We start from the raw sequence: 14,021 nt of genomic DNA, 5'->3' as shown, positions 1-14,021 counted from the left end.
TGATTTTGTTTTTAAAGCAAGGTCAAAAGATCGCAGCCTGCGGCGGCTCCTACAGAGGCGGTAATGATTCAGCAGTATTAGTGAATATCCGATGACCACCCCACTCCCCTGCTACCACTGCGCCCTGCCCGTTCCGTCCGGCAGCCGCTTTACCGCTGTCGTACTCGGGGAGCCCCGCGAATTCTGCTGCCCTGGCTGTCAGGCCGTGGCTGAAGCCATCGTTGCCGGCGGGCTCGAAAGCTACTATCAGCATCGCAGCGAAGCCTCGGCCAACCCCGAAGCGCTGCCGGTGCAACTGGTCGATGAACTGGCACTGTACGACCGTGCCGACGTGCAAAAACCTTTCGTCCGCCACGAAGGCGACCTGGCCGAAACCACTCTGTTGATGGAAGGCATCAGTTGCGCCGCCTGTGGCTGGCTGATCGAGAAACACCTGCGCACGCTGCCCGCCGTGGCCGAGGCGCGATTGAACCTGTCCAACCATCGCCTGCACGTGAGCTGGGCCGATGGGCAGTTACCGCTCAGCCAGATCCTCGCTGAACTGCGCCACATCGGTTACGCCGCGCATCCGTATCAGGCTGACCGCGCCAGCGAGCAACTGGCCAGCGAAAACCGTCTGGCCCTGCGCCAACTCGGCGTGGCCGGGCTGCTGTGGTTTCAGGCGATGATGGCGACCATGGCCACCTGGCCGGAATTCAACATCGACCTCAGCCCCGAGCTGCACACCATCCTGCGCTGGGTCGCGTTGTTCCTGACCACGCCGATCGTGTTCTACAGTTGCGCGCCGTTTTTCAAGGGCGCCATGCGTGATTTGCGTACGCGGCATCTGACCATGGATGTCTCGGTTTCACTGGCGATCGGCAGCGCCTATATCGCCGGAATCTGGACCTCGATCACCGGCGTCGGCGAGTTGTATTTCGATGCGGTCGGCATGTTTGCGCTGTTCCTGCTCGCCGGACGCTATCTGGAACGTCGCGCCCGGGAACGCACTGCGGCCGCCACCGCACAGCTCGTCAACCTGTTGCCAGCCTCGTGCCTGCGTCTCGATGAGACCGGCCAGAGCGAGCGCATCCTCCTCAGCGAGTTGCGGGTGGGCGAGCGAATTCTGGTGCAACCCGGATCGATCCTGCCGGCGGACGGGAAGATTCTTGACGGCCAGTCGAGCATCGACGAATCACTGCTGACGGGTGAATACCTGCCGCAACCGCGTGCACCGGGCGATGCGGTCACTGCCGGCACACTGAACGTCGAAGGCGCGCTGACCGTGCAAGTGCTGGCCTTGGGGCAAGACACCCGGCTGTCAGCCATCGTTCGTCTGCTGGATCGCGCTCAGGCCGAAAAGCCGCGACTGGCGGAAATCGCCGATCGCGCCGCGCAATGGTTTTTACTGTTGTCACTGATCGCTGCGGCCGTCATCGGCCTGTTGTGGTGGGAGCTGGATTCGTCGCGGGCGTTCTGGATCGTCCTTGCCATGCTGGTCGCAACCTGCCCTTGCGCGCTGTCACTGGCGACACCCACGGCGCTCACCGCTGCCACCGGCACCCTGCACAAACTCGGCCTGCTGCTGACGCGCGGCCATGTGCTGGAGGGCTTGAATCAGATCGACACGGTGATTTTCGACAAGACTGGCACGCTCACCGAAGGTCGCCTGGTGCTGCGCTCGATCCGTCCTCTGGGCGCACTCGACAGCGACCAATGCCTGAGCCTCGCCGCCGCGCTGGAAAACCGTTCGGAACACCCGATTGCCCGTGCGTTCGGCCGTGCACCGTTGGCCGCTGAAGACGTCCATAGCACGCCGGGGCTTGGCCTCGAAGGCGTTGTCGGCGAGCAACGTTTGCGTATCGGCCAGGCTGAATTTGTCTGCGCCCTCAGTGCCGCGGCTATCCCGGCGATGCCGGATGAGCCAGGCCAATGGCTGCTGCTCGGTGATGGTTCCGGGCCACTGGCGTGGTTCGTGCTCGACGATCGTCTGCGCGACGATGCGCCCGCCCTGCTCGCCGCGTGCAAGGCGCGTGGCTGGCGCACGTTGTTGCTGTCCGGCGACAGTTCGCCGATGGTCGCCAGCGTCGCCGCCGAACTGGGCATTGATGAGGCCCGCGGCGGTTTACGCCCGGATGACAAGCTGCAAGTGTTGCAACAGTTGCACAAGGAAGGTCGCAAAGTGCTGATGCTCGGCGACGGCGTCAACGATGTGCCGGTGCTGGCCGCCGCCGACATCAGCGTGGCCATGGGCTCGGCCACCGATCTGGCCAAGACCAGCGCGGATGCAGTGCTGCTGTCCAATCGCCTCGATGCGTTGGTGCAAGCCTTCACGCTGGCGCGGCGCACCCGTCGGGTAATCATCGAGAACCTGCTGTGGGCCGCGCTGTACAATGGCCTCATGCTGCCGTTCGCCGCCCTCGGCTGGATCACCCCGGTGTGGGCCGCGGTCGGCATGTCGATCAGTTCGTTGACCGTGGTGCTCAACGCCCTGCGCCTGACTCGCCTGCCGAGTTCGCCGCACGCCTGCGCCCGATCAGAAACCCGTCCGCTGCCGGCCTGAGCCGCGCGGGCATGGAGTACAGATGCCAGCTCTCTACGTGATGATCCCGGCCGCCCTGCTGATCGTGGCCATCGCCGTGTACATCTTCTTCTGGGCGGTGGACAGCGGCCAGTACGACGACCTCGACGGTCCGGCCCACAGCATCCTGTTCGATGATCAGGACCCGAACCACACCGCAGCGGTGGACGAAGCCCGCGCGCAGAAACCGGACGACAAGGCCCCTCCTCATGCTTGAGCTGGCGCCACTGCTGGTGTCGGCGCTGATCCTCGGATTGCTCGGCGGCGGCCATTGCCTGGGGATGTGCGGCGGCTTGATGGGCGCACTGACCCTGGCGATCCCCAAGGAACAACGCAGTCGTCGCTTTCGCTTGCTGCTGGCGTATAACCTTGGGCGCATTCTCAGCTATGCCACGGCCGGATTGCTGATCGGCCTCGCCGGGTGGGCGGTGGCCAACAGCCCGGCCGCGTTATTCATGCGTGTACTGGCCGGCGTGCTGCTGATTGCCATGGGCCTGTACCTGGCAGGCTGGTGGAGCGGTCTGACCCGCATCGAAAGCCTGGGGCGCGGTTTGTGGCGCTACATTCAGCCAGTGGCCAACCGTTTGCTGCCGGTGTCGAGCTTGCCCCGCGCCTTGCTGCTTGGCGCACTGTGGGGCTGGCTGCCGTGCGGACTGGTTTACAGCACGTTGCTGTGGTCAGCGAGCCAGGGCAATGCGCTGGACAGTGCGTTGCTGATGCTCGCATTCGGGCTCGGTACGTGGCCGGTGTTGCTGGCCACCGGCCTCGCCGCCGAACGGGTGACGGCGCTGTTGCGCAAGCGCAGCGTGCGGATGACGGGGGGTTTGCTGGTGATTCTGTTCGGGATCTGGACATTGCCCGGCCCGCATCAGCATTGGTTGATGGGGCATTAAAAGCACAAGATCAAAAGATCGCAGCCTTCGGCAGCTCCTACATTGGAATGTGTCCCCCTGTAGGAGCTGCCGCAGGCTGCGATCTTTTGATCTTATGCTGTTGATGCAAATCAACAGCCCCATCGCCGCACCCCGATAGACTCGCCACACTGCCAGCCTATCCGGGGGAATGCCCGCATGCTCGACGCCATTCGTTGGGACACCGATTTGATCCGCCGCTACGACTTGGCGGGGCCGCGTTACACCTCGTATCCGACGGCCGTGCAATTCAACAGTCAGGTCGGTACGTTCGACCTGTTCCATGCCCTGCGCGACAGCCGTAAAGCCCAGCGCCCGCTCTCGTTGTACGTGCATGTGCCGTTCTGCGCGAACATTTGCTACTACTGCGCCTGCAACAAGGTCATCACCAAGGATCGCGGCCGCGCCCTGCCGTATCTGCAACGGCTCGAGCAGGAAATCCAGCTGATCGGCTGCCACCTCGACCCGGCGCAGAAAGTCGAGCAACTGCACTTTGGCGGCGGTACGCCGACCTTTCTCAGCCACGACGAACTGCGCCAACTGATGGCGCATCTGCGCAAGCACTTCAATCTTCTGGACGATGACTCCGGCGATTACGGCATCGAAATCGACCCGCGTGAAGCCGACTGGTCGACCATGGGCCTGCTCCGCGAACTGGGCTTCAACCGGGTCAGCATCGGCCTGCAAGACCTCGACCCGGTGGTGCAGCGAGCGGTCAATCGCCTACAAAGTCTGGAAGAAACCCGCGCGGTGATCGACGCCGCGCGCACGCTGCAATTTCGCTCGATCAACATCGATCTGATTTACGGCTTGCCCAAACAAACCCCGGAGAACTTCGCCCGCACAGTGGAAGAAGTCATCAGCCTGCAACCGGATCGGCTCTCGGTGTTCAACTACGCGCACTTGCCGGAACGCTTCATGCCGCAGCGGCGGATCAACGGCCATGACCTGCCGAGCCCCGCGCAAAAACTGGAAATGCTCCAGCGCACCATCGAACAACTGACCGCCGCCGGTTATCGCTATATCGGCATGGACCACTTCGCCCTGCCCGACGACGAACTGGCGATCGCTCAGGAAGAACACACCTTACAGCGCAACTTCCAGGGCTACACCACCCATGGTCATTGCGATCTGGTGGGATTGGGCGTGTCGGCGATCAGCCAGATAGGCGACCTGTACTGCCAGAACAGCAGCGACCTCAACGAATACCAGAACACCCTCGCCTCAGCGCAACTGGCGACCAGTCGGGGCCTGGTGTGCAATGCCGATGATCGGTTGCGGCGGGCGGTGATTCAGCAACTGATCTGCAATTTCAGCCTGGACTTCGCCGAGATCGAGCAACAGTTCAACATCGATTTTCAAGGTTACTTCGGCGCTCTGTGGCCTCAACTGCAAGAGATGGCCAAGGATGGCTTGATCACCCTTGATCGCGAGCAAATCAAAGTATTGCCAGCCGGACGACTGCTGGTGCGCTCGGTGTGCATGGTGTTCGACGCCTACCTTGAACAGCAGAATCGCCAGCGCTTTTCGCGGGTAATTTAGTTTTTCATCAACAGCGAACCCACTTTCAGGTTCTGATCAGACGTCAGACCCGACTGCCCCACCACTTTGGACAAAGCCAGATTGGCGGTGATGAGACCGGTGTTCAACGCGGCAATGGCGCCGCGCAGCGCGCCAACCTTGATGATCTTTTCTTCGTTGGAAAGGCGCTTGTCGGCCATGATCTTTTCGATAAGCGCCTTTTTCTCGGCGATCTGTTTTTGCAATTTACGAATCATCTTCAGCAGTTGCTGAATGTTCTCGGGCAAGCCGCTCTCTTCGATGTCGCGATTATCGCCACCGGAACCGGCCGATCGCTCGATTGAAGCACCGGACAGCGACACTTTGACGCCTTCGACCAAGGTCGGGGTTGCCTGTGTAGTCGAGTCGGCGTCGCGGTCTTTGCCGTCGGCGTTTTTAAACGTTTCCGACAATGCCTCAACACCGCTGCTAGCGGGGCCCAGCGTACCAATGGCAGCCATTGAACCGGTTCCTTCCAAAGCTCTGATAACAGTTTATCGGCCAATTGCCCTGCGGCTTTACGCCCGTGGGACAAACTCGCCATAAACTGGCCTGAACGTCCTCCCGTGAGTTACCCTTACGGCTTATGTGTGTTTTCCCACAAGGATTGAAGAAATGTCCGAGCCAGTCAAACTGCGCGCTCACACCCAGGCCCATTGCAAGGATTGCAGCCTGGCCCCCCTCTGCCTGCCACTTTCTCTGAATCTGGAAGACATGGAAGCGCTGGACGAAATCGTGAAACGCGGCCGCCCGTTGAAAAAGGGTGAGTTCCTGTTCCGCCAGGGCGACACGTTTGATTCCGTTTATGCAGTACGCTCCGGCGCCCTGAAAACCTTCAGCCTGAGCGATGCCGGCGAAGAACAACTCACCGGTTTCCACCTGCCGAGCGAACTGGTCGGCCTGTCCGGCATGGACACCGAGAAACACCCGGTCTCCGCTCAGGCACTGGAAACCACTTCGGTTTGCGAAATCCCTTTCGAACGCCTCGACGAACTGGCCCTGCAACTGCCGCAGCTGCGCCGCCAGTTGATGCGCGTGATGAGCCGCGAGATCCGCGACGACCAGCAAATGATGTTGCTGCTATCGAAGAAAACCGCCGATGAGCGCATCGCGACTTTCCTGGTCAACCTGTCGGCACGCTTCCGCGCTCGCGGGTTCTCGGCCAATCAGTTCCGCCTGAGCATGTCGCGCAATGAAATCGGCAACTACCTGGGCCTGGCGGTGGAAACCGTGTCCCGCGTATTCACCCGCTTCCAGCAAAACCAACTGATCGCAGCCGAAGGCAAAGAGATCCACATTCTCGACCCGATCCAGCTCTGCGCTCTGGCTGGCGGTTCGCTGGAAGGCTGATCTCGACCCGCGGCCGAGCGAATCGATTCAGCCGCGGGTATACTGCGCCGTTTGCAGCCCTGCCAGGACACCTCGACGATGGTCTTCGACTCCTTCGACATCAAATCCCTGATCCGCCCCGTGATCGACTTCCCGAAACCGGGCGTGATCTTTCGCGACATCACCCCGCTGTTCCAGTCGCCAACGGCCCTGCGCCTGGTGATGGACAGCTTCGCTCACCGCTACGTCGAAGCCGACTTCACGCATATCGGCGCGATGGATGCTCGCGGCTTTCTGATCGGTTCGGTATTGGCCTATCAGTTGAACAAGCCGCTGGTGCTGTTCCGCAAGCAGGGCAAACTGCCGGCCGACGTACTGGCTGAAGGTTACGCGACCGAGTACGGCGAAGCTTTCCTGGAAGTGCACGCCGACAGCCTGTGTGAAGGCGACTCGGTGGTGATGTTCGATGATTTGATCGCGACTGGCGGCACGCTGATTGCGGCGGCCAACCTGATTCGCCGCATGGGCGCACGAGTACACGAGGCGGCAGCGATTATTGATCTGCCGGAGCTGAACGGTTCGCAGCGTCTGCAGGATATGGGAATTCCGACGTTCTGCCTGACGCAGTTTGCTTTGACTGACAAGTAATAAAGATCAAAAGATCGCAGCCTTCGGCAGCTCCTACATTGAAATGTGCATTTCCCTGTAGGAGCTGCCGAAGGCTGCGATCTTTTGCTTCTAAAGCCCCATCTGCTTACTGATGATCTCGTTCATCACCTCCCGCGTCCCGCCGCCGATCGACAAGAGGCGGTTATCCCGGTACAGCCGCTCCACCAGACTTTCACGCATGTAACCCAACCCGCCGAGTATCTGCACGGCCTCGGTGGTGATTCGGTCCGAGGTGTCCGTGGCAAAATTCTTGGCCATGGAAATCTCCTTGATCACACTCTGCCCCGCCGCCATTTTCGCCGCTTGCCGGTAGGTGAACTCGCGCGACACTTCCAGCGCCGTGGCCATTTCGGCGAGGCGATGCTTGATCACTTGAAACTTGCCGATCGGCTTACCAAACGCTTCACGCTCGCGTGCCCACTTCAGGCTCTGCTCAAGCGCAAGCTGCGCGGTCATATTGGCCATCAGTGCCAACGCCAGCCGTTCGCTCTGAAAGTTGCCCATGATGCAGGCGAAGCCCATGTTCTCAGCGCCGATCAGGTTTCCTACAGGCACCCGGCAATCGTCGAAGAACAATTCAGCCGTGTCCGACGCCCACCAGCCCATTTTCTTCAACTGCCGGCCAACGGTGAACCCCGGCGTGCCCCTCTCGATGAGCAGCAGGCTGATGCCGCCAAAACCCGGCGCGCCAGTACGCACCGCGACGGTATAGAAGTCGGCGCGAACGCCGCTGGTGATAAAGGTCTTGCTGCCGCTGACGCGGTAGAAGTCGCCGTCGCGCACGGCGCGGGTTTGCAGGTTGGCGACATCGGAGCCGCCGCCGGGCTCGGTGACGGCCAGCGCGCTGATCTTGTGGCCGCTGAGCACTTGCGGCACAACGCGATCGCGCACTTCAGGTCGCGCCCATTTGACGATGGGCGGCAGGCCGATATCCAGCGAACCCAGCCCGGCCACCAGGCCGCCAGAGCCGCAGCGCATCAGCTCTTCACTGGCGGCAACCTTGGCGAACAGATCGCCTTCGTGGCTGCCGCCCAGTGCTTCGGGGTAGCCAATGCCGAGGATGCCGGCGGCACCCGCTTTCAAGTACAGCTCACGGGGGAAGCTTTCGGCTTCTTCCCACGCATCAATATCCGGCAGGACCTCGCGCTCGACGAAACGTCTGACGCTGTCGCGGACCATTTGGTGGCTGGGGTCGAAGTATTCCTGAAAGGCAGGCATGGGCGAACTCCATCGAAGAGTTCGCTGACGTTAACCGAGCGCTTGCTTGGTTTTCAAGATGCAGAAGATCAAAAGATCGCAGCCTTCGGCAGCTCCTACAGTTGAAATGCATTCCCCTGTAGGAGCTGCCGAAGGCTGCGATCTTTTGCTTTTTTCAGAGAGCGATCGGTTTACGCCCGGCAAACGAATGCGCCAGCGTGCCGCCGTCCACCAGCTCCAGCTCGCCACCCAGTGGTACACCGTGGGCAATTCGCGAAGCGATCAGGCCTTTGTTGTTGAGCAACTGAGCGATGTAATGCGCCGTCGCTTCACCTTCCACCGTCGGGTTGGTGGCCAGGATGACTTCGGTAAACGTACCCGCCTCTTCAATCCGCGTGATCAATTGCGGAATGCCGATGGCCTCAGGCCCGAGGCCGTCCAGCGGCGACAAATGCCCCTTGAGCACGAAGTAACGCCCACGGAATCCGGTTTGCTCGACCGCGTAAACATCCATCGGTCCCTCAACCACGCACAGCAACGTGTCGTCGCGGCGGGTATCGGCGCACTGCGGGCACAGATCGTCTTCGGTCAGCGTACGGCACTGGCGGCAATGCCCCACCCCTTCCATGGCCTGGCTCAGCGCCTGGGCCAGGCGCGTACCGCCGCTGCGGTCACGTTCGAGCAACTGCAGCGCCATGCGCTGGGCGGTTTTCTGACCTACACCCGGCAGAATTCGCAGGGAGTCGATCAGTTGGCGAATCAAAGGGCTGAAGCTCATGGGTAAAAAGTCCGACAAAACAACGAGACGCGGTTTATACCCGCGCCTCTGGCCAGCGTCAAATACTCAGTCCTGGGCAACCCGCACGACCAGTTTGCCGAAGTTGCGTCCTTCCAGCAGACCGATAAACGCCTCGGGCGCCTGCTCCAGGCCTTCCACCACGTCTTCACGGAATTTGACCTTGCCGTCGCGCACCCACGGCACCATGTGGCTGATGAACTCCGGCTGACGATCGCCGTAGTCATCGAACACGATGAAACCTTGAATCCGCACACGCTTGGTCAGCAACGTGCGTTGCAGCATCGGCAAACGATCCGGGCCTTGCGGTGCTTCGTGGGCGTTGTAACCGGCAATCAGGCCGCACAGCGGAATACGCGCCTTGGGATTGAGCAGCGGCACCACGGCATCGAAAACATGACCACCGACGTTTTCGTAATAGATGTCGATGCCATCGGGACAGGCCTTGGCCAGTTGCTCGGCGAAATCCGCAGCCTTGTGATCGATGCAAGCGTCGAAGCCCAATTCCTCGACCACGTATCTGCACTTCTCGGCGCCACCCGCCACGCCGACCGTGCGCAGACCTTTGATCTTCGCCACCTGGCCGACAACCGAGCCTACAGCGCCGGAAGCGGCAGCCACCACCAGAGTTTCGCCTTCTTTCGGCTGCCCGATGTCCATCAGGCCCATGTACGCGGTCATGCCGGGCATGCCCAGCACCCCAAGGGCCATCGACGGGCTCGGCAGCCCGGACGGGATCGGCATGATGTCGCGCCCGTCGCTGATGCTGTGGCTTTGCCAACCGGTGGCACCGACGACCAGATCACCTTCATGGAATTTCGGATGACGCGAACGCTCGATTCGGCTGACAGCGCCACCGGTCATCACTTCACCGATTTGTACCGGGGCGGCGTAGGACGGAGCGTCACTCATGCGCCCGCGCATGTAGGGATCGAGCGACAGGTACAGGGTTTTCAGCAACACCTGGCCATCTTCAAGATCCGGCAGGGCTTCGCGCTCCAGGCGAAAGTTCTCGGGGGTCGGCGCGCCAACCGGGCGCGAGGCCAGCACAAAGCGCTGGTTGAGGGTCAGAGGGTCGGACATGTCAGCGTCTCCTTTGAATGATGAATTCCGGGGTATAGGGAGCAGACCTTTGTGGCCGTGGCGGGTTCGATGTTTCGTCGCTGCACACTATCCATGTAGGAGTTGCGGCACGCTGCGATCTTTTGATTTTAAAAGCCCGAATCAAAAGATCGCAGCCTCGTTTCACTCGACAGCTCCTACAGGAGCCTGGCCTGGCAAAGATTTTGTTACACACGTTGAAATCTGCCAGAAACAAAAATGCCAGGCGCAATGCCTGGCATTTTGTGTAGCTCATCTGCCGCCGGATGGCGAATCAGAATGGCAGTTTCATACCCGCTGGCAGGTTCATGCCGGCAGTCATGCCGCCCATTTTTTCCTGGCTGTTGGCTTCGATCTTGCGCACGGCGTCGTTGACGGCGGCGGCAACAACGGCCTCGAGCATTTCCTTGTCGTCTTCGCTCAGGCCTTCAACCAGACTTGGGTCGATGCTCACGCTTTTCACGTCGTGACGACCGGTCATCACCACGGTGACCATATCGCCACCGGCTTTACCGGTGACTTCGGCGTTGGCCAGTTCTTCCTGCATCTTGGCCATTTTTTCCTGCATCTGCTGCGCCTGCTTCATCAGGCCGGCCATGCCACCTTTCATCATGGGAATCACCTCAAAAGTACTTGGATCAAAAACAGCGCCCGGCGATTAACACCGAACGCCTTCAGTTATTAGCCCTGAGCGACCAGAGCGTCGACAGGTTCAATAGTATCGCTTCGCACGACCGCGCCGAACTGCTGAACCATCTGCTGGATGAACGGATCACCGTGGATCGATTCTTCAGCTTCGCGCTGACGGTTGACGCGCCGACGCGAGGCAGCCTGTGCCGGGGTTTCCTGCTCAGGCTTGATCAGTTCGATGGTCAGGCCCAGCGTGCGGCCATGGTACTGGTTCAACGCATCGTTGAGACGACGCTGTTGAGTGGCGTTGAACAGAGCACTGTGCGCCGGGTCCAGGTGCAGCAACCAATGGTCGCCATCGACCGCGATCAATGTGCAGTTGGCGGCGATGCTGCCAGTCATGCCGGAGATCGGCAATTTAGGGAACAACTCCAGCCACTGCAACGCCAGACCTGTGGCCGGCATCGCGGCGGGCTCTGGCTCGGGTTCCGGAGCCGGCTCTGCGGCGTGTTCGCTGGCCAGTTCGTCGAGGTAACTGTAGGCCGAATCGATGTCCGGCTCGATGTAATCCTCATCCAGCGGCGGCTCATCGTCCGCGTCCATGCCCGGTGTGGCGGCATCGACTTCGGCAACGCTCGGCTCAGGGATCGGCGCGGCGGCCCACTCTGGCGCGTCAGGGACGACGCTGTCGGGGGTCGGCAGCGGCATCGGCGGCAGATCAGGCTGCTCAGCGGCGGTTTCCAGCATGGGCTCGACGGCAGGTTGCTGCACCGGCTCGGGCTCAGGTTCTACCGGATCGTTCCAGGGCAGATCGATGACAGCTTCGACAGCGACTGGCTCGGGTTCAGGTTCCGGCGCAGGCTCCGGCTCAGCTGCAACCACAGGCTCGGGAGCCGGTGCGGCGACTGGCGCTGGAGCCGGCACTGGCGCAGGCGCAGGTGCAGGTGCAGCCACTGGCGTTGGCGTTGGCGCAACAGTCGCAGCGACCACCGGCGCAGGTTTAGGCGCGGCAGCCACGGAGTTTGCGGAATCAACTGTGGCCTGGCTGATCCCCACTGGCTTTAGCGGTTGCCTCGGGGCGTCCGCGGTGTCTGCGGGCCTGAAGGCCAGCATCCGCAGCAAGACCATTTCGAAGCCGCCACGCGGGTCGGGTGCCAGCGGCAAATCGCGGCGCCCGATCAGGCCCATCTGGTAATAGAACTGCACGTCTTCGGCCGGCAACGCCTGCGCCAATGCCAACACCCGATCACGGTCGCCATGGCCGTTATCGACACCATCCGGCAACGCCTGAGCGATGGCCACGCGGTGCAACACATTGAGAATTTCCGAAAGCACGCCGTTCCAGTCCGGACCCTGCTCCGCCAGGTGACGCACGCCTTCGAGCAACGCCTTGGCATCGCCCTCGATCAACGAGTGCAGCACGTCGTAGACCTGGCCGTGATCCAGCGTGCCGAGCATCGCCCGCACGTCGGTGGCCATAACCTTGCCTTCGCCGAACGCGATGGCCTGGTCGGTCAGGCTCATGGCATCACGCATCGAGCCATCAGCGGCGCGACCCAGCAGCCACAGCGCGTCGTCTTCGAACGGCACGTTTTCGGCACTGAGGACGTGGGTCAAATGCTCGACCACGCGCTCAGGCGTCATGTTCTTCAGCGAGAACTGCAGGCAGCGCGAAAGAATCGTTGCCGGAAGTTTCTGCGGGTCGGTGGTCGCCAGAATGAACTTGACGTACGGCGGCGGTTCTTCGAGGGTTTTGAGCAGCGCATTGAAGGAATGGCTGGAGAGCATGTGCACTTCGTCGATCAGGTAGACCTTGAAGCGCCCACGGCTCGGCGCGTACTGCACGTTATCGAGCAGCTCGCGGGTGTCTTCGACCTTGGTGCGGCTGGCGGCGTCGATCTCGATCAGGTCGACAAAACGGCCTTCATCGATTTCGCGGCACACCGAACATTCGCCACACGGGCTGGAAGTGATACCTGTCTCACAGTTCAGGCATTTGGCAATGATCCGCGCAATCGTGGTTTTACCCACCCCCCGCGTACCGGTGAACAGGTACGCGTGGTGCAGCCGCTGGCTGTCCAAGGCATTGATCAGAGCCTTGAGCACATGGGTCTGGCCGACCATTTCGCGGAACGAGCGCGGACGCCATTTACGTGCAAGAACCTGATAACTCATCGAAAACCGTCGCAACGAAGGAAGCTGAAGCGGCTAATGCTAGCGGAGCAAGGGCAAAATTGCATCCGGTGTCCTTCTCTAATATGGCTAAGCTGCATCAGCAGAGGCTTTTATCGGCTCGGGATCGGGAATTACCGGAGCGTTTATGCGTTGGGCCGTGGGGGCACTGCTGGGGATCAGCCTGAATGTGACGGCAGCGCAAACCCCGTTGCGCTTCGCCATGCCCGACAGCTGGGCGATGCCGATGGTGCAATACGAACGCGGCCGACCGACACAAGGCATCCTCTACGACATCATGCTCAGCCTGGCCACTCAGGTCGGCGTGCCAGCGCAGTTCAGCGTCCTGCCCCGCGCCCGAGTACAAAGCGCCATGGAGCACGGCGAGATTGATGTGCGTTGCTATGCCGCTCAGTCGTGGCTGCCGAATCAGTCCGGGGATTACATCTGGAGCCTGCCGCTGTTGTTTCAGCGTGATTTGCTGATCAGCCGCCAGGGTTTGCCGAACACACTCGATCCGGCTGACCTGCCCCGCCAGTCGATCGGCACCGTACTCGGTTACACCTACCCTACCCTGCAACCGCTGTTCGATGCCGATCAACTGCAACGCGAAGACGCGCGCAATCAGGAACAGGTGCTGGAAAAACTGTTGGCCGGGCGTTATCGCTACGCCGTGAGCAACCAGTGGACGCTGGACTGGTTCAACCAACGCCTGACGCCGGAGCAGCAACTGCAAGGTGTGGCGGTGCTGCAGGAACAGCATGTCGGTTGCTATGTGAGGAATGATCCGAACGTGCCAGTGCAGAGGATATTGCGCACGTTGTTGCGGATGAAAATGTCGGGGGAGATTGATGAGATTATCCGGCTGTACACCGGCAAACCCGAAAACACCCCATAACCCTGTGGGAGCTGGCTTGCCAGCGATGGCGGAATATCAGTCAAATAAATGAATCTGCACCACCGCTATCGCTGGCAAGCCAGCTCCCACAGGGTCCCCCGTCAACAACGGGGATTTTTGCTGATTTGATAAATCCCAGGCACAAAAAAACCGCAGTGGGCGAAACCCATGCAGTTCGGTTGAAGCGTTCGATTGTTC

13 protein-coding genes are annotated in these 14,021 nt (G+C 61.0%); 7 read left to right on the top strand and 6 right to left on the bottom strand.

What is annotated here, in order from left to right; genetic code table 11:
- The first annotated feature begins 91 nt into the window (after positions 1 to 91).
- From ACA061_RS09010 to hemN, 4 genes are all read left to right on the top strand, one after another.
- Complete coding sequence (locus ACA061_RS09010; protein WP_497301205.1) at positions 92 to 2,542, top strand: heavy metal translocating P-type ATPase; 2,451 nt, start codon at positions 92 to 94, stop codon at positions 2,540 to 2,542.
- 22 nt (positions 2,543 to 2,564) lie between these two features.
- On the top strand, positions 2,565 to 2,777 hold the full coding sequence (gene ccoS, locus ACA061_RS09005; RefSeq protein WP_042558535.1) for a cbb3-type cytochrome oxidase assembly protein CcoS: 213 nt from the start codon (positions 2,565 to 2,567) through the stop codon (positions 2,775 to 2,777).
- Positions 2,770 to 3,453 carry a sulfite exporter TauE/SafE family protein gene (locus ACA061_RS09000; RefSeq protein ID WP_497301204.1) on the top strand — a complete coding sequence of 228 codons (684 nt, stop codon included), beginning with the start codon at positions 2,770 to 2,772 and terminating at the stop codon, positions 3,451 to 3,453. Before ccoS ends, ACA061_RS09000 begins: the two co-directional genes overlap by 8 nt.
- Positions 3,454 to 3,630: 177 nt before the next feature.
- A complete protein-coding gene (gene hemN / locus ACA061_RS08995) occupies positions 3,631 to 5,013 on the top strand; it encodes an oxygen-independent coproporphyrinogen III oxidase (protein ID WP_497301203.1) in 1,383 nt (460 codons plus the stop codon).
- On the opposite strand, the gene ACA061_RS08990 is transcribed toward hemN, so the two are convergent.
- Positions 5,010 to 5,492: a hypothetical protein gene (locus ACA061_RS08990; protein ID WP_150616722.1), complete on the bottom strand. Its 483-nt coding sequence runs from the start codon at positions 5,490 to 5,492 to the stop codon at positions 5,010 to 5,012. The genes hemN and ACA061_RS08990 overlap by 4 nt on opposite strands.
- Before the next feature lie 154 nt (positions 5,493 to 5,646).
- On the opposite strand from ACA061_RS08990, the gene fnr reads away from it, so the two are divergent.
- Together fnr and ACA061_RS08980 are read left to right on the top strand one after the other, a co-directional pair.
- A complete protein-coding gene (gene fnr / locus ACA061_RS08985; RefSeq protein ID WP_150601368.1) occupies positions 5,647 to 6,381 on the top strand; it encodes a fumarate/nitrate reduction transcriptional regulator Fnr in 735 nt (244 codons plus the stop codon).
- Between the two features lie 78 nt (positions 6,382 to 6,459).
- On the top strand, positions 6,460 to 7,008 hold the full coding sequence (locus ACA061_RS08980; protein WP_028621413.1) for an adenine phosphoribosyltransferase: 549 nt from the start codon (positions 6,460 to 6,462) through the stop codon (positions 7,006 to 7,008).
- 90 nt (positions 7,009 to 7,098) lie between these two features.
- Here ACA061_RS08980 and ACA061_RS08975 read toward each other — a convergent pair whose 3' ends face one another.
- From ACA061_RS08975 to dnaX, 5 genes are all read right to left on the bottom strand, one after another.
- Positions 7,099 to 8,247, bottom strand: a complete 1,149-nt coding sequence (locus tag ACA061_RS08975; RefSeq protein ID WP_497301201.1) for an acyl-CoA dehydrogenase family protein — start codon at positions 8,245 to 8,247, stop codon at positions 7,099 to 7,101.
- 154 nt (positions 8,248 to 8,401) lie between these two features.
- A complete protein-coding gene (gene recR / locus ACA061_RS08970) occupies positions 8,402 to 9,004 on the bottom strand; it encodes a recombination mediator RecR (protein WP_150601366.1) in 603 nt (200 codons plus the stop codon).
- Positions 9,005 to 9,070: 66 nt separating this feature from the next.
- The gene (curA, locus tag ACA061_RS08965) at positions 9,071 to 10,105 is read right to left on the bottom strand and encodes an NADPH-dependent curcumin/dihydrocurcumin reductase (RefSeq protein WP_150601365.1); all 1,035 of its coding nucleotides are present in this window, start codon (positions 10,103 to 10,105) and stop codon (positions 9,071 to 9,073) included.
- 292 nt (positions 10,106 to 10,397) lie between these two features.
- Positions 10,398 to 10,736 carry a YbaB/EbfC family nucleoid-associated protein gene (locus tag ACA061_RS08960; protein WP_042558527.1) on the bottom strand — a complete coding sequence of 113 codons (339 nt, stop codon included), beginning with the start codon at positions 10,734 to 10,736 and terminating at the stop codon, positions 10,398 to 10,400.
- Positions 10,737 to 10,804: 68 nt separating this feature from the next.
- Complete coding sequence (gene dnaX / locus ACA061_RS08955; RefSeq protein WP_497301199.1) at positions 10,805 to 12,928, bottom strand: DNA polymerase III subunit gamma/tau; 2,124 nt, start codon at positions 12,926 to 12,928, stop codon at positions 10,805 to 10,807.
- A gap of 145 nt (positions 12,929 to 13,073) precedes the next feature.
- On the opposite strand from dnaX, the gene ACA061_RS08950 reads away from it, so the two are divergent.
- Entirely contained in the window at positions 13,074 to 13,823 is a 750-nt protein-coding gene (locus ACA061_RS08950; protein WP_497301198.1) for a substrate-binding periplasmic protein, read from the top strand.
- Positions 13,824 to 14,021 lie beyond the last annotated feature (198 nt).

This window comes from Pseudomonas sp. LBUM1668 (genome assembly GCF_059695715.1).
This window is presented reverse-complemented; position numbering and strand designations above follow the sequence as displayed.